Raw genomic sequence first — 24,618 nt, forward strand, 5'->3', positions numbered from 1 at the left:
GTATAATAATGTATTATACTATTTTAATTTTATATTGTCAATTTTTTATAATTATGAAATAGCAAAGTACCTTCAAGAACGAAGGTACTCTTTTATTTTACTTATCATAATTATGTCTCTTTCATTCATGCCTTCTCTAAGAGTTATAAAATCAGATATATATGAATCTTTTGATTGCCTTCTTCTCTTTTCCTTATTCCTTTCTCAATATATCTAATGTATGTGCGCTTGCTCCCAACAAATCTGGTCTTTCACACGTAGAAAAATGATAATTAAGAAAAAGTTGAAATGTATTTTCATCCATAGCATTCAAAACAGGTCGCATATAATTAGCTGGTCCATCTGCTGCAATTATTTTTATCCTTTGCAGTCTTACTTCCTCATTTAACTTATTAATATCTTCAATCCTTACATAATCATATAAATCTTTTGGTTCCGATATAATATGAAAATCATCATTAAGTTTCCCATTATCAATACATGCACGAATATTATTTTCCTTAAAACCATATGTTATTACACTATATTCATTCATACAATATGCTACTAAGATAACACCTCCAACTTTCGTTACTCTTTTTGCCTCTTGCAGCGCTTTTACTTTATCCTCAAATTTATATAAATGATACATTGGTCCAAACACCAAAGTCATGTCAAAGGTATTTTCTGAAAATCTTGATAAATCCAATGCTGTTCCCTGCATTGCTTTTACTGTACTTCCTTTTGACTTCAAAATACCTAGATTGTGCTTCACAAGTTCAATTGCAGTAACATCATATCCTTCATTTGCTAATTGTACAGAGTATCTCCCTGTCCCTGCACCAACATCCAAGATTTTTGCGTTCTCATTATTTTCTAGATACTTATGAATATACTTCATGGAAGTGATATATTCAACTTGTCCATATTTTCTCGTTAATCTTTTGTCCTCACAAAATTTATTGTAGTATTTTTCCAATTCAATTGTCATCTCTTTATGTTCCTCATCTATAATTATAATATATATGGATCTTTTAAAGTTTCTACAGCTAGATCACTATTAGGCTTTGTTAATTTTTCATTTAATTCTTGTCTTTTATAAATCTTAGTTTCTATCTGATGGACTAAAACATTTCTTAACCAACCATTCTCAACTGTTTTATTTATATACCATAGCTTTTCTTGAACAAAAGCCTGAATTGCTAAGGAGTTCGTTAATTCTCATTAAAATGTTATTCTTTCATTAATAAAAGCATGGCTTAAATACTATAAATTCATTTCATTAAGTATGTCTCTAAGCTTTTTTAATTCATCTGCTGTTAAAGTAATACCTTTACCCATCTTTTCATGTTCAGGAGACCAATCTCTAATGTCATATTTAGCTCCTTTTCCGTTCCAGCTTATTAGATTTAATTCCTTCTTCCAAGACTTTGGTGACTTAGATAAAACACCTATATTTTCTTTAATTTCATATTTAATATCTGCCATAAATAGAGCCTCCTCCTATATTATTTATCTTCAAGCAATATTCTTTCTAAAATGATAATATAAATTCTATATTATCATGGCTATTTTGTGAAGTAAAATTTAGATGTGTTCTATTTGACAATTTATTTTCATTAGAATTATGAGCATAATTTAACTTAACTTATTATGATATAATGAAATATAATTGAGAAGAAACAGTATTATTAAAGTAATAATTATATACAATTTTAAAAAACTAAATAATAATTTTTATAGAAAGAGTGTATTTATGAAGGATGATATACAAATTAATAAATATTTAAAAAAGGCAGAAGAAGCTTTTGAAGAGAATAAATTAATTAAATCATTAGATTTATATAATAAAGTTTATGAACTTTCAAGTGGTAAAAATTTGGATGCAATAATTAATTTAGCCTTAATATATGACTCTTTGGGAAAATCAGAGAAAGCTAAAGATTACTATAAAGAAGCTTTAGGTATAGATAACTATGAAGAAAGGGCCTACTATGGTTTAGCTACAATATATGATGAAGAAGAAAAATATGAAGAAGCTATAAGATTATACGATAAAGCTATCTATATAAATCCAAATTATCATAAAGCTTATTTTTTCTTAGCAAATGCCTATGATGTATCTGGGAAAAAAGATTTAGCAATAGAAACTTATGAAAAACTGTTAAGTTTAAATCCTATGGATTTTTGGGCAAATTTAAATCTAGGATGTATTTATGAGGAACAAAATCAAAATGATCTTGCATATAAAATGTTTTCAAAAGCTTTAAAAATAGACCCAAATAATCATCTAGCTTTATTCAATATGGGAGTAATTTGTCATAAGTTTAATATGATAAAAAAATCCATTAATTTTTATGAAAGGTCAATTGAAAAAGATAAAGGCTATGAATATAGTTATTTGAATTTAGCAGTAATTTATAAATACAAAGATACAAAAAAGGGTATAGAAATTTTATCCAAGGGAATTGATAATTGTAGTGAAGTATATTTTTTTATATTATAACAGAAGTTGTTTTTATGCTGTAATCAATGAAGAAAATAAGGCATGCGAAGATATAATTATGGCTTTAAAATTATATCCCAAGTTTTTAAAATATGTTTTAGAAGATGAAGAATTAGTAAAAGTAAGGAATCTAAATTTATTTAAGGATTTTGTGGATAAAAGCAATTTAGGTCAAGCCCTTCACTAAAGGGCCATTCCCTACAGGAGATGGCTGGGATCTAATGTAATGCTATCCACCACTATTTTTTATCACTTTTTAGAGAACGTATATTTAAAAGTTATTGTCAAAAAATTTAAGAATGAATTATATACGTTTTCTTAAACGGTTTCAAGCATTTATATATTATATTTACAAATTAGTTACAATATATTCACTATTTATTCATACATTGTAACGATTTCGGTGGTTTCCTCCTTTGAATTTTTATTGGAAATAGAATATTATAATAATATAAAAATTAATTAGGAGGAAATAATTTATGAAAAAGTTATTTAAAGAAATATTTAATTTAGAAAATTTAAAGAGATCTCTGATATACAGTGCATTCACTGAATCATACTCTTCATCTTATTATTCAATTTTGAGTGGTATTGTTAGAGATATGGATGCAAAAAAAGATGGTAAAAAAGCACAAAAGGTTGCATAGCTCTTATTTACATCACAATAATACTACTTGGAGAGTAACAAATATGGATAACAAAATAATGAACAAAGACAAGACTTTATAGTTTTTATTTATAAAAATTTTGAAGTCTTGTCTTTATTATTTGTACATCATTCATATCATACTTCTATTTTATATTGGAGGTTTTGTTTTTTCTACTCATAGCTATAAGCTTTTTGGAACCACTGGTAAAACCAGTGGCATTCTAAAACAATAAAAATTTCCTCAAACTGTAGTTTAAGGAAATATATAATATAAAACACACACCAAAAATAGCAAAATGCCCCAAGTCTTTGATATTATCCTATTTATTTTTTCTTATCTTCATACTACTTGTAAAATAAAGTGCTGCTGTAGAAATTATCATGATAACTACTGTATAAACAAAAGACATTACTTGGGCATTTATATTTGCATCTTCATCACTGGCATTTTTAATTACTATACCCAGTGGTTGAAGAAGTGGATGGTATAAGAATACTGTCACATCATAATCTGTGAGCATACTATTAAAGTTTAAAACTATTACTGATAAAATTGAAGGTAAAATAATTGGCAAAATTACACGACGCATTATATAAAATGCACTTGCTCCCATACATCTTGCAGACTCTTCCAAACTTTCATCCACACTAAAAAATGCAGCCTTAATCATTCTTAATGAGAAAGGTATTTTTACAATAACATATGCTAACAAAAGTATACCCGCAGTACCTATTAACACCTTATTACCCACTAAAATTCTTGGTGTGTCATAAGTAGTCATAAGACCAAGCGCTATTAATGTACCTGGAAGCAGCCATGGAATAAGCATACTATATTCTAGCATAGCAGCAAATTTTCCTTTTGATTTGTGTATGATTCTTGATACTAATATAGAAATTATTGCTACAATAATAGCTGCAAGTAAAGAATAAACAATACTTATTAAATAAGGTTTAAATGCATTCACATCAATAAACAATGCTTTATAATTTTCTAGAGTCAAACTCTTAAAAGATAAGGTAGCACTTTTAATACTGCTAGAATTCGACAAAGAATAAACAATTACTAGTAAAATTGGTACAGTATAAATTATAAATAAAATATATGCGAAAAAATGTGCTATGAAATTACCTACCGGATTTATAATTTTTTGCTTTACCATTTTCGATTTTGTTTTTGATATAGAAATATAGTTGCCACCTTTTTCAAATTTATTCATTATGAGTAATAGGATTATAGTTACCACTCCTAAAATAATAGAAAGAAGAGATGCGATTTCTTTAGAGTATGAGCTTTTTGCAAAGATAATAATCATAGGATTTATAGTCTGAAAAGAATCTCCTCCTACAATAATTGGTGCAGCCATGGCTCCAAGCCCTGTGAGAAATGTTAAAATAGTAACAGCAAAGAAAGTAGGTTTCAAAGCAGGCATCACGATTTGAAAAAATACAGTTCTAAAAGATGACCCCATATTTCTCGCTGCTTCTATGATTTGATAGTCTATCCCACGAATAGCATTAGTAAGAAAAATGATATGATTTGATGTACAGGCAAAAGTCATAATAAATATAACTGCGAAATAGCCTGTAAACCAATTTGGATTGATGTTTGGATTTATATGAAGTAAAAGCTTCGTAAATACACCGTTTGTACCATATATAAATTTATATCCGGTACACAGCACAATCCCTCCATATACCAGCGTACTCATATAACCTATTTTTAATATTTTAGCACCCTTAATGTCAAAATATTCAGTAAAAACAACTAATAATGTACCCACAATATTTACAGTTATAATAAGTGAAACCGCCAAAATAAAGCTGTTTAATAAACTTCTCATAGCTCTTTCGGAAGATAAGAGCTTACTAAATACTGCTGTAGAAAACTCACCATTTTTAAAGAATACGTTGATTAAAAGATTAGCATTAGGATAAATTAAAAAAGCAATAACAAACCATATAAGGAACGCTCTAATAACAATCCCTATAATTCCTATACCTTTAAATTTTTCTTTTAAATTTAATTTTTTCATATTTTTACCCTACCTTATATATTATGCACTTAAAATTGCATAATATCTTTAGTATTTATATATAGATCAACTTCACTTCCTATTTTATGGTATATAACATCATCATTTTTCTCAATATTTTTTATGTTTCGTCCTAAAACTGAATAATTATATTTTGTGTAAATACCATTATATTCTGAATCTTTGACAATAGCTTTAAGTTTTACAAAGCCCTCTCTTTTTTGTGTGTAAATTCTTTCTATTCTAACAAAAGCTTCTTTGCTTTCATTTAATTTATTTACACTCTGCTTATTGATTTCTTTTATTATTTCGTTGTCAAGTCTGTTAACATCACCTATAAAATCACAAACAAATTCAGAAGCAGATTTATTATAAATTTCATAAGGTGTACCCACCTGCTCTATCTTGCCCTTGTTAAAAACAGCAATTCTATTAGAAAGAGTAAGTGCCTCCTCTTGATCATGTGTTACATATAATGTTGTAATACCAAGTTCTTCTTGAAGTCTTTTCAGTTCATATCTAAGACCGACTCTTAATTTGGCATCAAGGTTTGAAAGAGGTTCATCAAGGCATAGTATTTTTGGCTTTAGCACAATAGCACGAGCCAATGCAACACGCTGCTGCTGACCTCCTGAAAGCTCAGATACATCTCTGTATAACTGCGTTTCATTTAATTCTATTTTTTTAACAACTTCCATTACGTTTTTATGTATTTCTTCTTTTGAAGCTTTTTTTACCTTTAATCCAAAAGCAATATTTTCATATACATTCATAGATGGGAAAAGTGCATAACTTTGAAACACCATTCCTATATTTCTTTTTTCTACAGATACATTAGTAACATCTTTATTATCAATAAATATACTTCCACTGCTTGGAGTAATAAAACCTACAAGACTTCTTAAAGTTGTAGTTTTTCCACATCCTGAAGGTCCTAACAACGTAAAAAATTCTCCAGCATTGATAGATAAATTTAAATTTTGTATGGCAAGAAAATCTCCATATTTTATTTGTACGTTTTTAAATTCTATCATATATATACACCTTCCTATATATAAATGCGGTGTATATAACAACCTATACACCGCCATAAATGAATTTATTTCAGAAATTCAAGTTGTACCTTTTCCATCCATTTGTCCATATTGTCTGCAACAAACTTCCAGTCAATTTGTTGAGGTTTTACATTAGCCATTAATTCTTTTACTTCTGGTGCTGCTTTTGCAAGAGCATCAGGCTGAACAGGCACTGTACCAAACTTTTGAGACCATTCTGCCTGCACTTCAGCAGAACCAAACCAGTCTACAAATTCTTTTGCTACATCAGTCTTTTTACTTTTGTTAAAAATAGCTACTTGTTCTACTACAAATGGAACACCTATCTTAGGTGCCATAATCCCTAAGTTTGTCCCTAGCTGTTTTTCATGTTGTAACAATCCACTACCAAAGGCCATTATCAAAGGACGTTGACCATTCATTACTGCAGCATAGCTATCTTCACCAGTTTTTTCTATATGCCCATTTTGAAGATATTTCTTTGCAACATCCCAGCCTTCCTGTGAAATACCATATTGTCCATTAGGATCCTTATATCTTACAAGAATACTTGCTAAAATAGTTTTTGAAGTACCTCCACCTAAATCTAGTATAGTATATTTATTTTTATATTCAGGTTTTATTAAGTCTGTCCAATCCGTTGAAACTGTCTGATCATTATAATATTTTTTATTATAAGCCAAAATTAGTGGTTGAGTCACTGTTGGATAATAATAACCATCTTTATCTCCAAGAGTCATATCAACATCTTTAGCCCAAGAAGGTTTAAACTTCATAAGCATATCTTGTTTTTTCAATTTTTCATATTCCACTGCATTTAATCCAATAACAACGTCATCAATCTGATTATTCTTTTCCGCAACTAATCTGTTTGTTAGATCTCCGGCTCCTAATGTTACGACATTTAGCTTAAACCCTTTCTCTGCAGCTTTTTGTGTAAGCCATTCTGCTCTCCCATCAGAGCCTGAGTTTGTGTAAATTACTAATGATTTGTCTTTATTTTCTTCTGTCCCCTGTGCTTGTTTGTTTTTATTTTCCCCTTGATTTCCAGTCGTTGTGCTGCAGCCCGCTGCAAATGTCATTAAGATGATTGAAACTAATGTCAGTAGCAAAAATTTAACTTTTACTTTTTTCATAGTTACCTCCTATATTTTATATAAATTTAGCATTTCTGCTATCTATATACTGTTTTAAAAGCAACGGCCAATCTGTTTGCAAAATATCAAAGCCAATATCTATCAATTTACCCCAGCTTTCATCTTCGTTTTCCATGATTGCTCTGTTATCATCAAGTCCTGCAGAGAGTATAGTGTTATCATCGAGAGTTATCGCATTTACCCAGGTTAAAATTCCATTTGACTTAAGCCTTTCAATATATTCTGTATCTATTAATTCGCTATGTAAATCTTTAAATATCAATTCCACTCCTATTAAATTAAGCTTACATTTCATTACTGAAGTAATATTTTCTTTAGTATATACAATAGGCATATACATTAAATTACTTTCACTGTCTTCAAGAGACTTTAAAAGTTTTTTATCTTCATGAGATTTCAAAATAATCTGGTCTGCCATATTATGCTTTTCTAAAGCTTTTATTGTTTCGTTCCAATAAAACCAAGATCTATCGATATTAATCAAACATCTTCCTTTAAGATGTTCAAGGACATTATCCAGTTTTTCAATCTTCTGATTAATTTTAACTCCATCTACATTAAGGCAGGAATAACTTTCAATTTCTTTTGTACTCATAGTTCTGATGTCTTTGTTTGCACCAATAACTACTCTTTCCATTCCATTGTGGAATGCATAAAAATCACCATCAGTACTCATAATTACATCAACTTCAATAATATCTGCCCCATGTTTTAAAGCATTTTCATATGCTTTTATAGTATTTTGCACAATATTTCCACCACAAGTCCCCCTATGTGCAGCAATCAGTATTTTTCTTTCTTCTTTCTTTTTCCAAATATTTTCTCTTATTAATTCAAAGTTCAATTTAATTCTACTCCCTTCTTTCCACAGCTATACTATAACAAATTATTTTTGAACGTGTCAATTATATTTCCTTAGTAAACAAACGATTTTACCTAGCTTTTACATACATTTTACTTAGCATTTACAATATATAACGATTATATTAATTGGAACGTTCTAATATTTTGCAATTTAGAATTTGTAAATTGTAAAATATTGCATAAAAAAAACAGTAGGCACTAAAATGTGCATACCGTTTTTTTATGTGTCTACCTGTTAAACTCTTTATCAAAATAATGCTGTGCATTACTTAATGCTGTATCAATATTAACAATTCCTGTTACAGAACTGCGTATAGCCATACCCAGTATTGTTTCAAATTTTCTATCGTCAAATTGGGAATGCTTTGGATTTTTATTTCTTCTATATCCATGTCTAAAACTTTTATCCATCCCTTTAATCCATGGATATAGAGTCATCACATCTTCATTATTATGAATACTTTTACAAGGTGAAAAACCTCCCAAATAAGTAATAGTAGAAGAAATATTGTCACTATAAATCCAATTTAGAAAATCAATGCTTTCCTGATATTTTTTACTTTCTTTACTTATACCTACAATACCACCACCCAGAAGAGGATAGCCCCCTGGAACTTTTGCAAAACCGATTTTTCCAACAACTTTAGAATTCTTACTATGAAGCATGTGTGATGAATGATTAGAAAATACAATAACCATAGCTGTATTGCCTTCCGCAAAGTTTTCTAAAGATTTTTGCCACCAAATATTTGTAGCCCCATCTGTATAATCATAAGTCTCTATATAACTTACCAGTGATTTCTTTGCTATTTCTGTATTTATAACAACATTCCCATTTTCATCAAATATTTCTCCTCCGAAATCTTTAAATCTTGGTAAAAAATCACAGGCCGCCACAGCTGCAGAACCAAATACAAGACTTGTACCATAATCTATCGGAGAGTCTGGATTATATTTTCTTGTAAAAAATCTTGCTATTTCATTATATTCTTTAAAACTTTGTGGCAATCTTAAATGACGTCTATATCTTTCATAAAATTCTCTTTGAATTTTTGCATCTTCAAATAAATCTTTTCTGTAATATAAAATCTGTACACTTGGATCTAATGGCATAGAATATAATTTATCATTTATTTTATAATAATCAGCAGAAATACTATCAGAAAATTTCTTTAGCAATGATTGAATCTGTGATGAATTAATATCTAAAGGCATATATAGCTTTTCTCCCAGTTCAGAAAGCCAAGCCATATCAAGTCTTATCAAATCATAGCATGAATTTATGGTTGTAGCTGTTTTGTATAGTTCATCATAAGTCAAATCAGTAATTCTAACATCGATACCTGTCTCCAGCTTACAGCTTGGTAAAAGTTTTTTCAAAGCCTCTGTAGTAGGACTTGCAAGTGTTAAAAAATTCAATTCACGTTTTTGATTACGTACAGAAATATCAGAAAAGCAAAAGCGAAATCCATCATTTGGTGTATAGAGGTAATTTTTATTTGTATTCTCATTTTTAACTAATTTTAGAATGTATTGACCTATTTTTTTCCCTAAGAGTCTATAATTCAGCTCATACTTTATAATATCACTGCTAGGCATGGTTTCTGTACTTGAAATAGAATATATAGATGGTAATTTCTTCTGAGGATTATAGATTTGGATATCCTTTAAACAAGAAGCTCTTTCTATACTTGTAGTTACAATAGCATCAAAACAATTACTAGATGAAATCACGTCAAACGCAGTGATAAATCTTAGAGAATAATCACTGCTAAAAATTTTAAGATTACAATAATTATCTTCCAAAGTTTCGGATAAGCTTTTTACAAACTGTTTTATATTGGAAAATTTACTTTCTCCTGAAAACAATGCAATATTTTTATACCCGTCTTTTATTAGTCTCTTTGCAATATCTATTCCTGCTTTTTTAAAGTCAAAAGAAACAAAGGTAGAATTTTCAGGCATATTTTCCACAAATCTATCTACAAAAATAAATTTTGTATTATCATTATAAATTTCATTGTTTTTCACGAAAGAGCTTACGACAATTACATAATCAGGATTTAATGATAAAACCCGTTCTAGAATCTTTTGTTCTGAATAGGATATACTATTAGTGGCAAAAACATTTACTTCATACCCATATTCTTTCAACTGATTATCAATACTTATAACCAAATCAGTGTATACCTTCATATTAAGTTCAGGGATTATTATACTTATACGCTTACTGTATCTCTGTCTTAATTCTCTTGCCTGAGCATTGATTTTATAGCCAAGTGCTTTAGCTGCATTTTCAACCAACCTGATTTTCTCAACACTCACATTTCCTTTTTTGTTCAGAACATTTGATACTGTTCCATGCGATACACCAGCTAGCTTTGCAATATCTTTGATATTCGGCATAAATATCCACCTTTATCTAATTGTTATTTGCTGATATTATATCACAGTATATAAGGATTGTGTCAATATAAGAATATTAATTAACCCATTGTACTAGTGATTTAACTAGCACAATAGGTTAGTATATGCTTAAAAAATAAGAATTTATATTTTCCATTGCAGATGTCATTTCATCATTTACTTTTTAGAAAACATATGTTTAAAAGTGATTATCCAAAAATTTTAAAGGTAATTATACACGTTTTCTTAAGATGAAAAAAAAGATAGTAAAAAAATACAAAAGATTGCATAGCTCTTATTTACATCACAATAATACTACTTGGAGAATAATAAATATGGATAACAAAATAATGAACAAAGACAAGGCTTTATAGTTTTTATTTATAAAGATTATGAAGTCTTGTCTTTATTAAAGGGATAGATTTGAATTCATATAAAATTAGTAAGTTTTCAACTAATGTGAAGAAGTAACTACTCCTTCTGCAAGTTCTTCTGTAATTTTTGATTTATCTCCTGTTAAACTAATTTGCAATGTTGGTGCAAAAGTACCCCCATATCTAAGTTGTCCATTAACATGATATTCATTTATAAAACTTAAAACACTTCCACCAGGCATTACATACCATGAATATGTTTGATATGGATCATTAGCAGGATTAGTTATTACAAGCCCATTTCCGTTTAAAGGCTTATAATTACTACGTAGAGAATCACCAACAAAACCATATAATCCATCTGGACCATTCAATCCTGGAGCATAAGTAAATCTGTGGCTAATAGTAAACAAGTAATATTGATTTCCTTTAATTACAACATGTGGGCGTTCAAGCTGTTGGTTAACACCAGGTGCTTCAAGTAATGGAGTCAATAATTTAAATTTTGTTAAATCTTTATCTTCTGCAGCGGCAATACCGATATTTCCGTTGAAATTTTCCGCTTCTGGTGGTATTATATGTGTTTTACGAAATAATTCATCACCAATATTTTCAGGTTTTAATCTTTGATCATCTCCACCTTTATTTCCTTCGAACAATAAATACTCTTTTCCAGTTTTAGGATCTTCAAAGAAACACGGATCACGGAAAGAATATAGTATAGGTCCTTTTGCCTGCTGCATAGTTTGATAGTATACCCCATCTGGCTCAAGGATAACTTGGTGCTTACTCCAATTTGAAAGATAAACTCCATTCTTATCTGCACTTATATCAAAGGTAGTCTTAGCTAAACGTTGTTCAAAAGTTTTAACTGCCTCCCCTTTTCTACCAGTAGCAGTATAGAAAAGCTGAACCTTTCCATTGTCATCAAGCATTGCTGAACCAGCCCATTGTCTAGAACCAAGAGCATCTTCTGGATTATAAGCAGGTCCTTTGTATGTCCAATGTTTACCATCTTCCGAGTAAAAACAACTTATTCTTGCAACATCATGACGTTTGTCCCAATCCAAACTTCTAGGTGCAGTTAGCGCAAAAATAACCTTATATCCATTAACTGTTGCTACAGAACCGTCTCTTTTAGTAAGTGGCCAAGTATCCCAAATCCAGAGATCAGGAGCCGCAAGTTTGAAATTTGGATCAATATTAGGTGCTGTATTTTCCTTTGTAAGTACGAAATTCTGTGCTTGCTGACGTGACCAAATACTTGGGTGAACTATATTAATTATTTTCTTATTTAGCTGATAGGAAAATAAGAAGATAATTAATAATACCCCCAAACAAATCACTAAAGCAACTAATCGTTTATATGCTTTCTCATAAATTTCTCTTTTTTGCAAATAAACCCCTCCACTTTATTCGTTTACACAAAATTACCATATATAATGAATTCTCTTCAAATATACCCAATAGGATTAACCCCTTTGCTTTGTACATAATCTAATTAATTTGACCTTTTTCTTATAATAACATTATTATTAAATATAAATTTAATTTATATTCATATTTAATGCAACTAAATAACAATTTTGTTTACTCCTCTAATTGTTGATATCTTCATATCTTTCCTTTTGCTGATTATCCTATTTATAGTTTTTTTCTTCTTCATTAATTATATGAATAATTTCCTCTATGGACTTTTTATTTAAATCACCAAATTTATAAGCAGAATTCTTTTTCAATGCTTTATTTATCAAAATAAACTTACCAGTTGGAACACCGGATTGTTTAGCTCTTTCATAATCAGTTTTATTTCCCAATACAATCATAACTTTTGCCTTTATATTATTGTCTTTAATATAATGTTCTACTGAACTATCCATGCTTTCATCATCAATTTTCTTATTAGAGGTGGTTATTGTTATTACAATTGTATTTTCCTTTTCTTGTAAAATAACTTTTTCTTTTTCTGCTGCTTTAATAAATTCATTAATCACTATATTTGTAGGTTTAAATTGAAATCCACCTATTTTTTCAATAAGAGTATTTCCATCTTTATTTAATGCTTGTAATTTTATAGTTTTTCCAAACAAATTGTAGGCCATTTCCATGCTTGCATTTTTATTAACACCTGGATTTATACCAATACTTACATATCCTTGTGTAATAAAACAACCATAAACTCCATAACTTCCCAATATAATCATAGCAAATATAGCTGCAGCGAAAGTAAAACGTTTTAAAGTTTGTTTTGTATTTCTTTTTTCTCCTTTAATAACAATTTCTTCCCCGATTTCTACATTGTCAATTAACCTACCTATTTCTATAAAATCTCCTTCTTCTGTTAACACAATAAGTTTATCCTTTAATTCTTCAAATACAATTCCTTTCATACTTTCACCCTCATTCGATGTATTCTCGTATCAGTTCATAGTCACCTATTGCCACAATCACTAATGCAATAATATATATTCTTCCTCTTTCAAGTTTTTTACGCTGGATAAGCATACTGTTTTCTATTTCTTTTAAAGGCAATCTTTTTATACTTATTAACTTGTTAAGCATATCTTTATCCTGTACAATAAATTGTGCAATATCCTTATAGGTTTTTTTAAGCTTTTGTTGTTTTGGAGAAGCTTGCACTAGTTCTAAAAATTCAATTCCCCATTCTTTTAACTCCTTTTTGTATTCTAAAATTTCCAATTTTCTCATTTCATTTACATTTTTATGTTCATATTCTTCCATCGCTCTACTCAGTATTCCAATGCTTATATCTTCATTTTCTATATCATAAGTTCCTTGCAAATAAACTGTATTTTTTAATTTTTGATTCTTTCTGTAATAATCTATACCTCTAAGAATAATAACCTGTTTAGCAAAGTTTAAAAATTTCCCTTTGCTTTTATCGTATGAATCTATGGCTTCCTTAAAAGCCATCATACCAATTGTAAGCTCGTCATCATATTCATACTTTAAATATTTTCCTGTCTTTTTCTGCAAAGTACTTGCTATAAAAGGCTTATATTCCTCGATTAACGTGTTTAATTCTTCTTGACTTTTTTTTGCTTTTTCTACTCGTTCCTCAAGAGATTTCTTAAAAAACATCTTTTCACCTCGCATTAAAACCTTTTGTATATATTCGATATGAAACTTATAAAAACTAAGGTTACATGTACTTAAATATATTTTAATAAAAGAAAAAGCACACAAATTTGTGCTAATTATCCTTTGTAAGTTCACTAAGACTTTCAATAAGTTCGTTACAAGCTTTTATCTGTGCAAGTAGTGCTTCTTCCTTATCATCAGATTTGTAATTTTCCCTTATAAAACGGAGTGATTTTTTTATAACTAAAGATATGTAATTTGAAAGAATAGTCTTTGCTTATTCTTCATATGTATCATCCTTTTATATTTACTCAATATGTATATTATGAAAACTTAAAATATGTTTTTATTGTATTTAGTAAAAGTATATTACTATATTCTTGTACAAGCTATTTAATCTCCATCAACTTCTCAACAAAATATATATCAGCTGGTGCAAAATTAAAATTCTTTAATTCCTCTATACTCACCCACCTGCAATCATCATGTACTGAAAGCTTTATATCTCCTTTAACTATACTTCCCTGAAAAGCAATTAGTTTTATATTAATTGTATCGTAGCTATGAATATTTTCGCCAAAATAATTATTAATTGCTATATCTATATCCATCTCTTCTTTTAGTTCTCTAATTAGAGCTTCTTCTAGAGTTTCTCCTTGTTCTATCTTGCCACCAGGGAATTCCCAGAAACCGGCCATGCTTTTTCCCTGTTGTCTTTTTGCTATTAAGATGTTGTTATCATTGTTTTTTAGTATGGCTGCTACTACGTTTAGCATTTTTTGCACCTTCTTTGGATTATATTAAAGTCTGACTCACCCTTTTTAGAAACATCTTGCCCCGTAAACAAATAAAATAATAAATTTTTACTCTTCCAATTCTTCCTCCAACCATTCTCAACTATTTTATTTATATCCCATAACCTTTCTTCTTTATCTTTTATTTTCTCCATTAACGTTAAATTATGATACCATGGAGTTTGTGCAAGTACTTATTGCACAAATTCCACATCATTTAATACAATATAAATTTCAGACTATCTAAGCACATAGCTAGCTAATGATTTTTGTATGTCATATATATTTTTATCATTTTTAAATTGTTTTTCTATGGGCATTTGAGTTCCCCCTACTAATATCTTTTCAAATTCTCTCTCCACGTGTTTAATATCAATTTCTGATGCATTGCCCATAAGTCCACTTAGAATTCCCATTTAAAATTACCTCCTTAGTTTTGTTAAAATTTTTTATTGGATTTATGTAATCATTTGGTAATTAGCATATATAGATTTAGAATAAAAATTCATCCTATGGATATCTGATAAGTTAATCCCACTAAACTATATCCAAAACAAAACAGACATTACCCAACTATAATAATTTAGTTCAAACTATATATCAAGTGCTATAGAGATTATTTAGTGGAGCAATTAAGGACCCACTTGCTAGGAGATGACTGAAAGTCGTCCCCGGCTATAAGATTATAATTATTTAATTTTTATAATTAATATAATTAATATCGTTATTAATATAATTAATATTCTTATTAATATAATTAATATTAATATTGACTTTATGAATTGACAGGTGTATATTAAAACTATAATAGTACATTAGGAAGGTGAAAATAATGAAATACAAAGCCCCGGGCAAATGTCCCGTATGTGGTGAAAAACTTTCCATTACCAAACTCAGCTGTCCCAAGTGCTCTACATCCATTGAAGGTGACTTCCAGCCCTGTGAATTTTGTCGTCTTCCTGAAGAAGATCTTGATTTTGTCAAGGTATTCATTAAATGCCGGGGCAACATTAAAGATGTGGAAAAAGAACTTGGCATCTCTTATCCCACTGTCCGTGGCAAGTTAGATGCAGTTATAAAAGCTCTAGGCCTAGAAATTCCTGCTAAAGATACTGTAAAGGATAAAGATTTAAAGGAAGCAGCTAAAATGGAAATTCTAGAGCAATTATCAAAGGGTGAAATCACTGCCAAAGAGGCAACTGAAAAAATTAAAAATCTATAATTAATTTATGGGAGTGTTGAAAATGAGTGAACAACAAAAAATATTGGAAATGATTGAAAAAGGTCAAATTACAGCTGCTGAAGGTATGGAACTTCTGGAAGCCCTCAATACCACTAAGGAACCTGAACCAATTGAAACCTCTAAAGCTCTGACTGGAACCAAATTCAATTATAAATTCTTTAAGGTAAAGGTTACCTCTGACAATAATACAGTGAATGTTAAAGTTAATATTCCTATACGCCTGTTAACCACCATCGGTGAAATAGCAAGCAAAATGACTACTATGGTACCAGCGGATGCCCGAAAAGAAATGGAGAGCAAAGGTATTGACATCACAAGCATCGATTTCGCTAAAATTATTGAAGAAATATTAAACGGCACATTGGATGATCCGAATATCGTAGATGTTGAAGCATGGGATGAAGAACACAAAGCCATGGTAAAGGTAAAAATATATGTGGAATAAAAGCTTTCGTATAATATGGCTGAAATTGCAGATAGGGAAAAATAAGCATTTTTATTTTTCCTTTCCTATTCCCTTGTATATCTTTCAGGAATTGTTGGACAGTACCCTGGATTTATTGAAATTTGCATGCTTATTTGTATCAAACAAGCCTAATTCGGATTCATACTCATCCTTTACTGTATATACTGCCAAAAAACTTGTGCAAATGATAATTGATCTGTGTAATTCATCATCAGAGTTTGAACCCTATGACTTTGTTGACGTAACCACTGATAAAGTCAGGATATCAATAAAAATCAGGTAAATCTTATCCCTATGGAGGTAAACATGACAAAAGTCATCTTAAAATATTTATCAATTATATTGACCATTTATTTATTATCAATGTTAATTCATACAATTTATATTGGCGATACACTCTCACCGCTGATTATGGGATTGGTTTTATTAATAATCAATCTATTGTTGAAACCATTTTTGCTGTTGATTACATTGCCATTAAGCATCCTCACCTTAGGTTTATTCACCTTTATTGTAAATGCCTGGACCATATTGATTGCGGATCACTTTGTATCCGGAGTGAATATGGGTGGATTTCTCAATTCCCTGCTTGTTTCATTCATTATTGTTATCTTACATCATCTGCTGCGGAATATGAATAAATCATCAAAGCACTACTAGAAAAATCTTTAATTATAAAAACTGCTAAATGTAAGCAGCGAGCCAAAAGCGCTCGCTGTTCTTACGTTTCAGATAGATATTTATCCATCAGATATGTAATCCACTCACCCTTAACTAATAGCAAAGGTTTTTGTGTTTAACTGGTTTTATAACAAAAATAACTAGTGACAAGCTCTCAAAATACTTGCCACTATATAATTTTTTCAGGTTAAGATCTTGGCCTTACATTATCATTTTTCTTACTTTTTGCTGTCTTCTCTGAATTATGCTCTACCTCACCATTATCTTTTCTTTTCATTCCTACTGAAGACATTTGCTGATTTGTAAGTTGTTGTTTTCCTGCCATTTTTAACACCTCTTTATTCTAATTTTTTTATCCGATAACTAGTAGCTGTAATACTCTACCTTCTAAATGTGGAGATAACAGCCACACGTTCCTGGATAATTCATCTAAACTTAGTGAGAATACAAACTCCCACTAAGTAAGATTCATTGATATCTTACAAGATTAGTGTCCCCTTTTATATCAGACATTACTCTATAAAGTTCTTTAAAATAAACAAAAAGGTATGCAAAACATACCTTTTCCTATCTTCTATAATTGAAACACCAATTATTCAGCTATCACTTCTTTATTAGTCCAAGAGAACTGGCGGACATTTATATTAGTTCCAAACAAACTACTCATCTTAGCAATAGTGGAAATATGGGGTTGTGTCTTATTGTATAATAATAGTGTATATTCCAAATTAATATAAAGTTAAATCTATATTTTATAAATAACTACTCTTAAGAATCTATATAAATAATACCATCTCATTGAATAAATTCGCCTATAGCTAACCTGCTTATGAAATATGAAATCAGGCTTTCCGACCCTTCATTTAGATTTATGCCCTTTTCAGTAATGCCATCATAACAACCGCCGTTCTCACTATCCACCAAAGATTTACCCTTTGAATTCTCACCCTTATACCATAGATGACACTGCTTAGCTTTACTTAAATACTCCACGTTTTTTGTCAATTTATAGGCAGTTATATAGGTTAGTGCCGTTTCAGCAGCCTCCACAGGTTGTTCATCATATTTCGCTGCCTCTTTTCCCTTTTCAAGCCATCCATTACAACCCACTGGCTTGTAATACCAATTTTTAAAAGTACTCTTTTCTAAGAAACTAAGACTTTCCTCTGCACATTCCAAAAACTTTTCTTTTCCTAAAACTCTATAGCTTATAAACATAGACCATGGAAGTATAGAATTACTGTAGGTAATATCATCCTCATACCATTTCCACTCTTCATCTTTATGATGATTATATTCTTCAAGTATACTTTCTGCTAGTGGTTCTATATACTCTTTAGAATCATCAATATATTGGAGACCTATAATAGAATACGCTTTTCCTCTAAGGAACTTAATATTACTGCAATTCTTTAAGGCCTTTCTTATCATATGCTTACAAGTGAGTTTTACATTATTAGGAACCTTAGAATTTGTTGCAGTGTATCCAAGAGCCCAAAGACACCTCCCAAAGCAATCTTCAGAACCTTCCTTCTCAATAAACTGCCTGTCATAATTCATAAAGTTTTTAAATTTTCCTTCATCATTTTGTGCATTGAGTAAAAATGAAGTGTAGGTATATATAAGCTTTAAATATTTTTCTTCTAATTTATTATGATAAAACATAACCGCCATAATAAGAGCTCTTGCATTATCATCTGTAGTGTATCCCTCTGTGGGATCTGGTACTCCATACTTACAATGCTGAAACATTCCCGTATCATCTGTCATATGAAAAATGTGATCTACTTTTAATTTATCTAAAGGAGTAATCATCATACTACCAGCCTTCCTTCTTTTTTATTCTCTTCTATAACTGTTATGAATAATTCTGCATATTGCTTAGCCACACTTTTCCACATCATTGTCTTTCCAACTTTTAAAGTCTTATGTTCCATTTCCCTTTTCTTATCAGGATTCTCCAGTATATAATCTATACATTTTGCAAGAGAATGGGCATTTTTAAATTCTCCAAGCATTCCTCTTCCTTCTGACAGCATCTCTTTAGCATAAATATAAGGAGTGGATACAATAACTCTTCCATAGCCTGCTGCGTAGGCAAGAGTACCACTTACTGCCTGATCCTTTCCAAGATAAGGTGTCATGTATATATCAGATATCTGTAAATAGTTTATTATTTCATCCTTAGTAAGGTATTTGTTTATAAACCAAACGTTGTCCTTTATTCCAAGACTATCTACTAATTTCTCAAGCCTTTCTCTATACTCCTCACCTTTTTCTCTCTTTATACAGGGATGAGTCTGACCAAGAATTAAATAAACTACATCTTTATGTTTCTTTACTACTTCTGCTACAGCTTCTATACCATATTCCAGGCCCTTACTTGGACCTATTAGCCCAAAGGTGCTGATTATGTTTTTATCTTTTAACCCCTGCTTAAGTTTTAATTTTTCTCTAGATGGCATAATCCTAAAGGGGACTCCATGATGTATAACTTCTATCTTATGCTTATCTATATCATATATTTTTTCAAGCATATCTACCGTATTTTTCGACATAGTTATAATTTTCTTACTCTTTTTACCAAGTATCTTTAGAATCTCTCTCTGCTTAAATGATGGTTTAGGTAATACAGTATGAAGTGTAGTTACAAAGGGAATATTTAAATTATTTACAAAGTCTAATAGATATTCTCCACATTCTCCACCAAATATACCGTATTCATGTTCAATTACCAAGAGTTCTATACTTGAGTTATTTATATTCTTTGCAGCCTTTATATAATCTTCTCTATTAAATTGATTTATTTCCATTTTAACTCTATGGTCATCATATTTATAATCATCATTATTAAGAGCTACTATCTTAGGTTTCTGTAGAAGTTTTATATTATCAAGTTCTCTTACTAAATCTTGAGTAAAAGTAGCTATTCCACATTCTCTTGGTGGATAAGTACTTAAAAATGCTATGTTTCTCATTCTATTCAATACCATTGTAATCTCTCCTTTTCTATATTGCCTTAAGCTCAGTATGATCTGGAGTATATATAGTATTATAGTAATCACTATCGCCATCCATAATGCAATTTGATGACATTATGCTTTGATATAATCTTGATCCACTACCTATGTTTACATTGTCCCATAATATACTTCCTGTTATTTTACTCCCTGTACCAATATAGCAATTGTTTCCGATTACTGCATTTGGTCCTATAGTTGTATTAGCTCCAATTTCTACATTATCTCCAATATAAACTGGCTCTACAATTTTTACATTACTATGAAATTTTACATTTTTGCCTCTATATGAATATGATTTTTCTATATCTAATTCTGGTATTTTACATTTTCCAGTCATAATATCTTTATGTGCTTCCAAATATTTTTTAGGAGTACCTACATCCATCCAATAGGATAATCTATCATAAACAGCTATCTTATATCCCTTTTTAAGTAACATTGGGAATATTTCCTTTTCCACAGATACAACTTTTCCATTGGGTATTTCCTTTAATACCTTTGGCTCAAAAATATATATTCCTGCATTTATATAATTTGATGTAATCTGATTAGGTGAAGGCTTTTCTACAAATGATTTAGCATAATTGTTTTCATCATATTCTATTACTCCATAGGCTGTTGGATTTCTTACTGCAGTTACAGCAATAGTAACATCTGCCTTTTTGCTTTTGTGATACTCAATCATATCCTTGAAATCTATGTCACTTAAAATATCCGAATTAAATATTAAAAATGTATTATCATAAAATTTTTCAGTATTCTTTATGGCTCCTCCTGTTCCCAGTGGAACATCTTCCTTTACATAATGTATTTTGACGCCCTGTCTATTTCCCTCTTCAAAATATTTCCTAATATGTTGTGGTTTATAACATACGCTTAATACAATTTCATCTATGTTACACTTCTTGAGTTCTGCAATATTCCTCTCTAAAAGTGGTTTTGTCATTATGGGAATCATAGGTTTGGGTAATTTATTTGTAAGAGGTTTTAGTCTTGTTCCCTTACCCCCTGCAAGAAATAATGCTTTCATAATTGTATTCCTCCCTAATAAATTGTTTTTTCAATATACCTTTTAATTTAAACAATAACTAGAAATACCTTTCTTTTGTAAGCAAATTATTTTAATAATCTTCTTGCTTTGGTTCTGGACATCTTTTTATATATTCAATTAAATCACTTAACGAAGCTGTTGCCAGAGCTATACATGTATCCGCTCCTCCGTAATACATTTTAATCTTCCCTGTAGAATTATCTAGTATCCATCCACATGGGAAAACTACATCCTGTACGTCTCCTTCTCTTTCATAGGATTCACGAGGGCCAAATACCCATTCATCACTTCTTCTAAGTACTTTTATTGGATTTTCTAAATCAAGTAGTGCCATTCCTAAACGATACAATGCTCCTGAAGCAGTCTGCCTTACTCCATGATATAGAATTAACCATCCTTCTGGTGTTTCTAAAGGCTGTGTACATAGTCCAACTTTATTTGCATCCCACCAGCCGCCTTTTCTTGCCTTAATAAGTATTTCGTGACCTCCCCAATACTTGAGATCATCTGAACCAGAAATCCATATATGTGCATCGGGTCCTTTATTAGTAGAGATAGGCCTGTGGATCATAAGCCATTTTCCATTGAAGCGCTTTGGAAATAAAGCTGCATCCTTATCTTCTGGTGCCATAACAGGTCCTATTCTTTCAAAGTTTATAAAATCTTCTGTAAGTGCTAAAGACACCAATGGTCCTGCATTGGAGTATGAGGTATAAGTCACTGCCCACTTTTTTAATTCTTCTAAATGTGTAATTCTTGGATCTTCAATTCCCCATGCTTCTTCAGGGTAATTCTTGGGATCTGCCTCAAGAGTTGGTGACGTATCTATCTTCCAATTACTTATTCCATCGTCACTTATAGCTTTTGTAAGGTGAGAAAATCCTCGTCTATCTTCAACCCTTGCAAGTAATAATACCTTACCGTTAAACATAGTAACAGCAGGATTAAAGACAGTATTAGCAGCGTAGGGCCAGTCTTTGGCCGTTAGAATAGGATTGTTTTTATATCTCTTGAAAAGTTCTTTATAGGTATTACCGCCGCTTTTAAGTCTACTTTCAAATCCAGTCATAAAATAAATTCCCTCTTTCACTAATTGATTAATGTAAGACTTTTAAAAACTATCAGGAAGATTATCTTATTATTAGCACTCACTATTCCTGAGTGCTAATAACTTAAGTTTAACACTCTTTCTTACAGTGTCAAGCATATTTGTATATTACTAACATAACATTTATATATTGGAGTCTTATTTTCTGCTATGGGGTCAGTCCCTGTGGTGAGTGCTTGCCCGAACTTACTATTAATAAGCTTCCTCTGATGTTATAATAATAAATATTTTTAAAATTTATGGGAGAAATGAATCTTTTTTGTTGTAATATATGAGAAAACTTTCTAAGCGCATTTAAGGAGGTGGGCAAAAATATGGAACTTGAGATTAGCAGGCTTGTAAGACTTATAAAAAAGAGAAAGCCTAAAGCTCTGGAAAAAGTCATGGATTTATACATATAGTTCTATTATATTAATATATTTTGATTTGTTCTTAATTATTTCAAAATACTTGCTGCACTTTATCCTTTTCTACATAAATAATCTAGGTTTTATCATCATATTTAATCTTTCGAGGAACTCTATGTCCTTCTCTTTCAAGATTCACAGGTATATTCTCAAATGATTCTCCTCCATTGATTCTTGTTTTTAATAGCAAATAAAAACTCCCAGTTTCTGTTACGACCTCAGAGGTCATAGAAATGACTGGAAGTTATTTCTTGCTCTTTAAACCCATCGGCATGAAAGAAATCCCGGATTATGAAATAAAATCATTTGGCTTTGAGGATTTATTCAGGAAAAATGTGAAGGGATGGGTTAAAGACCCAAGCAGTAACTCCACATGGGGATGGGGACTTACGCTAACTCCCCGTGATATAGCACGTTTTAGTTTTCTATATCTAAACCGTGGCATAATAAGAAAACGCAGTTTTGGCAGTTGATTTCTTATGCAGAAATGGTATTATAGTCGCCAGGAAACTCCCAGAAACCGGTCATACTTTTCCCCTGTTGTCTTTTTGCTATTAGAATGTTGTTATCTGGATTTTTTATATGGCTGCTACTACGTTTAGCATTTTTCTGCACCTTCTTTACTTTTATCATACCTACCTATTTCCTCAACAACATCCATTTTAAATACAGTTCCTCCTGATCCTGTATCTAAAAGTACGTTATCAATACACATAAATTTCCCATTATAAAAAAGATTAACAGTACAAAACGGTAGTCCATATTTCAAGTCAAGCTTTATTTGTCTTTCCAGTTGTCTCGTACTCCAATTACTTTTTATACATTCATCTATATAAAAATCTCTTTTTTCCTCGTTTTCTAATCTCATTAAAAGTCTATAATGAGTCCAACTCAATTCGCTACGCAGTGCGTAGCTATTGTTAAATGTCAAATAAAATTGTCTCATATTTCTAAGATTTGACTGTGTAAACCCCTTGCCAAAATCTTTAGTTAATTCTTTTCTTAAAGCAATCGACCGCGGGCGATTGGGCGGGCGACTGCTTTCAATCTATTAGTACATACCTAGTAACAATCTATTTCCGTTCCTCAATGGTGCTAATGAGTGTAGCGAATTTGCTAATTATATAGAATTTCTAATAAAGTAGTGGCAATTTTTATTATTAACAAATTTTCACTCTTCCAATTCTTCCTCTAGCTCTTCAATTGTAGGCAAACTTCCTTTTAATTCTATTGGTATTTGCTCAAGAAGTTTATATTCACTTACCCCTATTGGTTTTGTCATATCTTTTAGAGAATACTCTGCTATTAGTTTATTTTTTTCCTTACATAAAATAATTCCTATAGAAGGGCTATCTGCATTTGTCTTTAAAAGATCATCTACAACTGAAAGATAAAAATTCAACTTTCCTGCATACTCTGGTCTAAATTTGCCTGTTTTTAATTCTATAACCACATAACATCTTAATTTTACATGATAAAATAATAAATCTAGATAATAATCTTCTCCTGCAACATTTAAATGATATTGATTCCCTATAAATGCAAAACCTGAACCTGAACCTAACCCTAATAAAAACTTAGTAATTTTCTTTACTAACTGATTTTCAATATCTCTTTCATTCATATCTTCTCTAAAAGTTATAAAATCAAATATATATGGATCTTTTAAAGTTTCTACAGCTAAATCACTATTAGGCTTTGTTAATTTTTCATTTGT

Annotated in this window: 26 protein-coding genes and 1 pseudogene; 6 read left to right on the forward strand and 21 right to left on the reverse strand. The window is 30.3% G+C overall.

Going from position 1 to position 24,618, the window contains the following annotated elements:
• Window positions 1-193 precede the first annotated feature (193 nt).
• Entirely contained in the window at window positions 194-970 is a 777-nt protein-coding gene (locus tag ABF633_RS15065) for a class I SAM-dependent methyltransferase (RefSeq protein WP_015616869.1), read from the reverse strand.
• 275 nt (window positions 971-1,245) lie between these two features.
• On the reverse strand, window positions 1,246-1,467 hold the full coding sequence (locus ABF633_RS15070; RefSeq protein WP_415524713.1) for a YdbC family protein: 222 nt from the start codon (window positions 1,465-1,467) through the stop codon (window positions 1,246-1,248).
• A gap of 268 nt (window positions 1,468-1,735) precedes the next feature.
• Between ABF633_RS15070 and ABF633_RS15075 the strand changes: the two are divergent.
• Window positions 1,736-2,672 (forward strand): annotated as a pseudogene (locus ABF633_RS15075) (tetratricopeptide repeat protein).
• 292 nt (window positions 2,673-2,964) lie between these two features.
• Window positions 2,965-3,132 carry a hypothetical protein gene (locus ABF633_RS15080; protein WP_415524714.1) on the forward strand — a complete coding sequence of 56 codons (168 nt, stop codon included), beginning with the start codon at window positions 2,965-2,967 and terminating at the stop codon, window positions 3,130-3,132.
• Between the two features lie 322 nt (window positions 3,133-3,454).
• On the opposite strand, the gene ABF633_RS15085 is transcribed toward ABF633_RS15080, so the two are convergent.
• From ABF633_RS15085 to ABF633_RS15135, 11 genes are all read right to left on the reverse strand, one after another.
• Window positions 3,455-5,170 (reverse strand): ABC transporter permease, encoded by a 1,716-nt coding sequence (locus ABF633_RS15085; RefSeq protein WP_415524715.1) that lies wholly within the window; start codon window positions 5,168-5,170, stop codon window positions 3,455-3,457.
• Window positions 5,171-5,199: 29 nt separating this feature from the next.
• Window positions 5,200-6,204, reverse strand: a complete 1,005-nt coding sequence (locus tag ABF633_RS15090; protein ID WP_415524716.1) for an ABC transporter ATP-binding protein — start codon at window positions 6,202-6,204, stop codon at window positions 5,200-5,202.
• Between the two features lie 65 nt (window positions 6,205-6,269).
• A complete protein-coding gene (locus ABF633_RS15095; RefSeq protein ID WP_415524717.1) occupies window positions 6,270-7,361 on the reverse strand; it encodes an extracellular solute-binding protein in 1,092 nt (363 codons plus the stop codon).
• A gap of 16 nt (window positions 7,362-7,377) precedes the next feature.
• Window positions 7,378-8,226 carry a glycerophosphodiester phosphodiesterase family protein gene (locus ABF633_RS15100; protein ID WP_415524718.1) on the reverse strand — a complete coding sequence of 283 codons (849 nt, stop codon included), beginning with the start codon at window positions 8,224-8,226 and terminating at the stop codon, window positions 7,378-7,380.
• Window positions 8,227-8,474: 248 nt separating this feature from the next.
• Complete coding sequence (locus tag ABF633_RS15105; protein WP_415524719.1) at window positions 8,475-10,652, reverse strand: extracellular solute-binding protein; 2,178 nt, start codon at window positions 10,650-10,652, stop codon at window positions 8,475-8,477.
• Window positions 10,653-11,106: 454 nt separating this feature from the next.
• Window positions 11,107-12,423, reverse strand: a complete 1,317-nt coding sequence (locus ABF633_RS15110) for a glycoside hydrolase family 68 protein (protein WP_415524720.1) — start codon at window positions 12,421-12,423, stop codon at window positions 11,107-11,109.
• Window positions 12,424-12,666: 243 nt separating this feature from the next.
• Window positions 12,667-13,416, reverse strand: coding sequence for an anti-sigma factor domain-containing protein (locus ABF633_RS15115; RefSeq protein WP_415524721.1), 750 nt, complete (start codon window positions 13,414-13,416; stop codon window positions 12,667-12,669).
• 10 nt (window positions 13,417-13,426) lie between these two features.
• Complete coding sequence (gene sigI / locus ABF633_RS15120; RefSeq protein WP_415524722.1) at window positions 13,427-14,128, reverse strand: RNA polymerase sigma-I factor; 702 nt, start codon at window positions 14,126-14,128, stop codon at window positions 13,427-13,429.
• 389 nt (window positions 14,129-14,517) lie between these two features.
• Window positions 14,518-14,904, reverse strand: a complete 387-nt coding sequence (locus ABF633_RS15125; protein ID WP_415524723.1) for a (deoxy)nucleoside triphosphate pyrophosphohydrolase — start codon at window positions 14,902-14,904, stop codon at window positions 14,518-14,520.
• On the reverse strand, window positions 14,898-15,077 hold the full coding sequence (locus ABF633_RS15130) for a hypothetical protein (protein ID WP_415524724.1): 180 nt from the start codon (window positions 15,075-15,077) through the stop codon (window positions 14,898-14,900). The genes ABF633_RS15125 and ABF633_RS15130 overlap by 7 nt, the downstream gene beginning before the upstream one ends.
• Before the next feature lie 84 nt (window positions 15,078-15,161).
• Window positions 15,162-15,338: a hypothetical protein gene (locus ABF633_RS15135; RefSeq protein WP_415524725.1), complete on the reverse strand. Its 177-nt coding sequence runs from the start codon at window positions 15,336-15,338 to the stop codon at window positions 15,162-15,164.
• 416 nt (window positions 15,339-15,754) lie between these two features.
• Here ABF633_RS15135 and ABF633_RS15140 point away from each other — a divergent pair, with 416 nt between their 5' ends.
• The 3 genes from ABF633_RS15140 to ABF633_RS15150 all read left to right on the forward strand — a co-directional run bounded on the left by ABF633_RS15140 (window position 15,755) and on the right by ABF633_RS15150 (window position 17,291).
• Entirely contained in the window at window positions 15,755-16,144 is a 390-nt protein-coding gene (locus ABF633_RS15140; RefSeq protein ID WP_415524726.1) for a DUF2089 domain-containing protein, read from the forward strand.
• A gap of 22 nt (window positions 16,145-16,166) precedes the next feature.
• On the forward strand, window positions 16,167-16,610 hold the full coding sequence (locus ABF633_RS15145) for an SHOCT-like domain-containing protein (RefSeq protein WP_415524727.1): 444 nt from the start codon (window positions 16,167-16,169) through the stop codon (window positions 16,608-16,610).
• Window positions 16,611-16,937: 327 nt separating this feature from the next.
• Window positions 16,938-17,291 carry a phage holin family protein gene (locus tag ABF633_RS15150; RefSeq protein ID WP_415524728.1) on the forward strand — a complete coding sequence of 118 codons (354 nt, stop codon included), beginning with the start codon at window positions 16,938-16,940 and terminating at the stop codon, window positions 17,289-17,291.
• 208 nt (window positions 17,292-17,499) lie between these two features.
• Here the strand turns inward: ABF633_RS15150 and ABF633_RS15155 are convergent, their stop codons facing one another.
• From ABF633_RS15155 to ABF633_RS15175, 5 genes are all read right to left on the reverse strand, one after another.
• The gene (locus ABF633_RS15155; protein WP_415524729.1) at window positions 17,500-17,637 is read right to left on the reverse strand and encodes a hypothetical protein; all 138 of its coding nucleotides are present in this window, start codon (window positions 17,635-17,637) and stop codon (window positions 17,500-17,502) included.
• A 470-nt stretch (window positions 17,638-18,107) separates the two neighbouring features.
• Complete coding sequence (locus ABF633_RS15160) at window positions 18,108-19,130, reverse strand: glycosyltransferase (protein WP_415524730.1); 1,023 nt, start codon at window positions 19,128-19,130, stop codon at window positions 18,108-18,110.
• A complete protein-coding gene (locus tag ABF633_RS15165; RefSeq protein ID WP_415524731.1) occupies window positions 19,127-20,305 on the reverse strand; it encodes a glycosyltransferase family 4 protein in 1,179 nt (392 codons plus the stop codon). The genes ABF633_RS15160 and ABF633_RS15165 overlap by 4 nt, the downstream gene beginning before the upstream one ends.
• Before the next feature lie 16 nt (window positions 20,306-20,321).
• On the reverse strand, window positions 20,322-21,365 hold the full coding sequence (locus ABF633_RS15170) for a sugar phosphate nucleotidyltransferase (RefSeq protein WP_415524732.1): 1,044 nt from the start codon (window positions 21,363-21,365) through the stop codon (window positions 20,322-20,324).
• Between the two features lie 91 nt (window positions 21,366-21,456).
• Window positions 21,457-22,455 (reverse strand): glycosidase, encoded by a 999-nt coding sequence (locus ABF633_RS15175; RefSeq protein ID WP_415524733.1) that lies wholly within the window; start codon window positions 22,453-22,455, stop codon window positions 21,457-21,459.
• Between the two features lie 718 nt (window positions 22,456-23,173).
• On the opposite strand from ABF633_RS15175, the gene ABF633_RS15180 reads away from it, so the two are divergent.
• On the forward strand, window positions 23,174-23,374 hold the full coding sequence (locus tag ABF633_RS15180; protein WP_415524734.1) for a hypothetical protein: 201 nt from the start codon (window positions 23,174-23,176) through the stop codon (window positions 23,372-23,374).
• A gap of 4 nt (window positions 23,375-23,378) precedes the next feature.
• Here the strand turns inward: ABF633_RS15180 and ABF633_RS15185 are convergent, their stop codons facing one another.
• The 3 genes from ABF633_RS15185 to ABF633_RS15195 form a co-directional block, all read right to left on the reverse strand.
• Window positions 23,379-23,534, reverse strand: coding sequence for a hypothetical protein (locus ABF633_RS15185; protein WP_415524735.1), 156 nt, complete (start codon window positions 23,532-23,534; stop codon window positions 23,379-23,381).
• On the reverse strand, window positions 23,500-23,949 hold the full coding sequence (locus ABF633_RS15190; RefSeq protein ID WP_415524744.1) for a DUF1016 N-terminal domain-containing protein: 450 nt from the start codon (window positions 23,947-23,949) through the stop codon (window positions 23,500-23,502). Before ABF633_RS15190 ends, ABF633_RS15185 begins: the two co-directional genes overlap by 35 nt.
• A gap of 123 nt (window positions 23,950-24,072) precedes the next feature.
• Complete coding sequence (locus tag ABF633_RS15195; protein ID WP_415524736.1) at window positions 24,073-24,525, reverse strand: PDDEXK nuclease domain-containing protein; 453 nt, start codon at window positions 24,523-24,525, stop codon at window positions 24,073-24,075.
• Between the last annotated feature and the right edge of the window lie 93 nt (window positions 24,526-24,618).

It is taken from the genome of Clostridium sp. (genome assembly GCF_047718555.1).
Taxonomy (GTDB): domain Bacteria; phylum Bacillota; class Clostridia; order Clostridiales; family Clostridiaceae; genus Clostridium_I.

Excerpts from the sequence above, each read along its gene's own strand:
- ABF633_RS15195 (WP_415524736.1), bottom strand. The coding sequence starts at position 24,525 with ATGAATGAAAGAGATATTGAAAATCAGTTAGTAAAGAAAATTACTAAG.
- ABF633_RS15080 (WP_415524714.1), top strand. The coding sequence starts at position 2,965 with ATGAAAAAGTTATTTAAAGAAATATTTAATTTAGAAAATTTAAAGAGA.
- ABF633_RS15170 (WP_415524732.1), bottom strand. The coding sequence starts at position 21,365 with ATGAAAGCATTATTTCTTGCAGGGGGTAAGGGAACAAGACTAAAACCT.
- ABF633_RS15065 (WP_015616869.1), bottom strand. The coding sequence starts at position 970 with ATGACAATTGAATTGGAAAAATACTACAATAAATTTTGTGAGGACAAA.
- ABF633_RS15085 (WP_415524715.1), bottom strand. The coding sequence starts at position 5,170 with ATGAAAAAATTAAATTTAAAAGAAAAATTTAAAGGTATAGGAATTATA.
- ABF633_RS15155 (WP_415524729.1), bottom strand. The coding sequence starts at position 17,637 with ATGGCAGGAAAACAACAACTTACAAATCAGCAAATGTCTTCAGTAGGA.
- ABF633_RS15185 (WP_415524735.1), bottom strand. The coding sequence starts at position 23,534 with ATGATAAAAGTAAAGAAGGTGCAGAAAAATGCTAAACGTAGTAGCAGC.
- ABF633_RS15160 (WP_415524730.1), bottom strand. The coding sequence starts at position 19,130 with ATGATGATTACTCCTTTAGATAAATTAAAAGTAGATCACATTTTTCAT.
- ABF633_RS15070 (WP_415524713.1), bottom strand. The coding sequence starts at position 1,467 with ATGGCAGATATTAAATATGAAATTAAAGAAAATATAGGTGTTTTATCT.
- ABF633_RS15135 (WP_415524725.1), bottom strand. The coding sequence starts at position 15,338 with ATGGGAATTCTAAGTGGACTTATGGGCAATGCATCAGAAATTGATATT.
- ABF633_RS15090 (WP_415524716.1), bottom strand. The coding sequence starts at position 6,204 with ATGATAGAATTTAAAAACGTACAAATAAAATATGGAGATTTTCTTGCC.
- ABF633_RS15105 (WP_415524719.1), bottom strand. The coding sequence starts at position 10,652 with ATGCCGAATATCAAAGATATTGCAAAGCTAGCTGGTGTATCGCATGGA.
- sigI (WP_415524722.1), bottom strand. The coding sequence starts at position 14,128 with ATGTTTTTTAAGAAATCTCTTGAGGAACGAGTAGAAAAAGCAAAAAAA.
- ABF633_RS15130 (WP_415524724.1), bottom strand. The coding sequence starts at position 15,077 with ATGGAGAAAATAAAAGATAAAGAAGAAAGGTTATGGGATATAAATAAA.
- ABF633_RS15145 (WP_415524727.1), top strand. The coding sequence starts at position 16,167 with ATGAGTGAACAACAAAAAATATTGGAAATGATTGAAAAAGGTCAAATT.
- ABF633_RS15140 (WP_415524726.1), top strand. The coding sequence starts at position 15,755 with ATGAAATACAAAGCCCCGGGCAAATGTCCCGTATGTGGTGAAAAACTT.
- ABF633_RS15175 (WP_415524733.1), bottom strand. The coding sequence starts at position 22,455 with ATGACTGGATTTGAAAGTAGACTTAAAAGCGGCGGTAATACCTATAAA.
- ABF633_RS15165 (WP_415524731.1), bottom strand. The coding sequence starts at position 20,305 with ATGGTATTGAATAGAATGAGAAACATAGCATTTTTAAGTACTTATCCA.
- ABF633_RS15095 (WP_415524717.1), bottom strand. The coding sequence starts at position 7,361 with ATGAAAAAAGTAAAAGTTAAATTTTTGCTACTGACATTAGTTTCAATC.
- ABF633_RS15180 (WP_415524734.1), top strand. The coding sequence starts at position 23,174 with ATGAAAGAAATCCCGGATTATGAAATAAAATCATTTGGCTTTGAGGAT.
- ABF633_RS15115 (WP_415524721.1), bottom strand. The coding sequence starts at position 13,416 with ATGAAAGGAATTGTATTTGAAGAATTAAAGGATAAACTTATTGTGTTA.
- ABF633_RS15125 (WP_415524723.1), bottom strand. The coding sequence starts at position 14,904 with ATGCTAAACGTAGTAGCAGCCATACTAAAAAACAATGATAACAACATC.
- ABF633_RS15150 (WP_415524728.1), top strand. The coding sequence starts at position 16,938 with ATGACAAAAGTCATCTTAAAATATTTATCAATTATATTGACCATTTAT.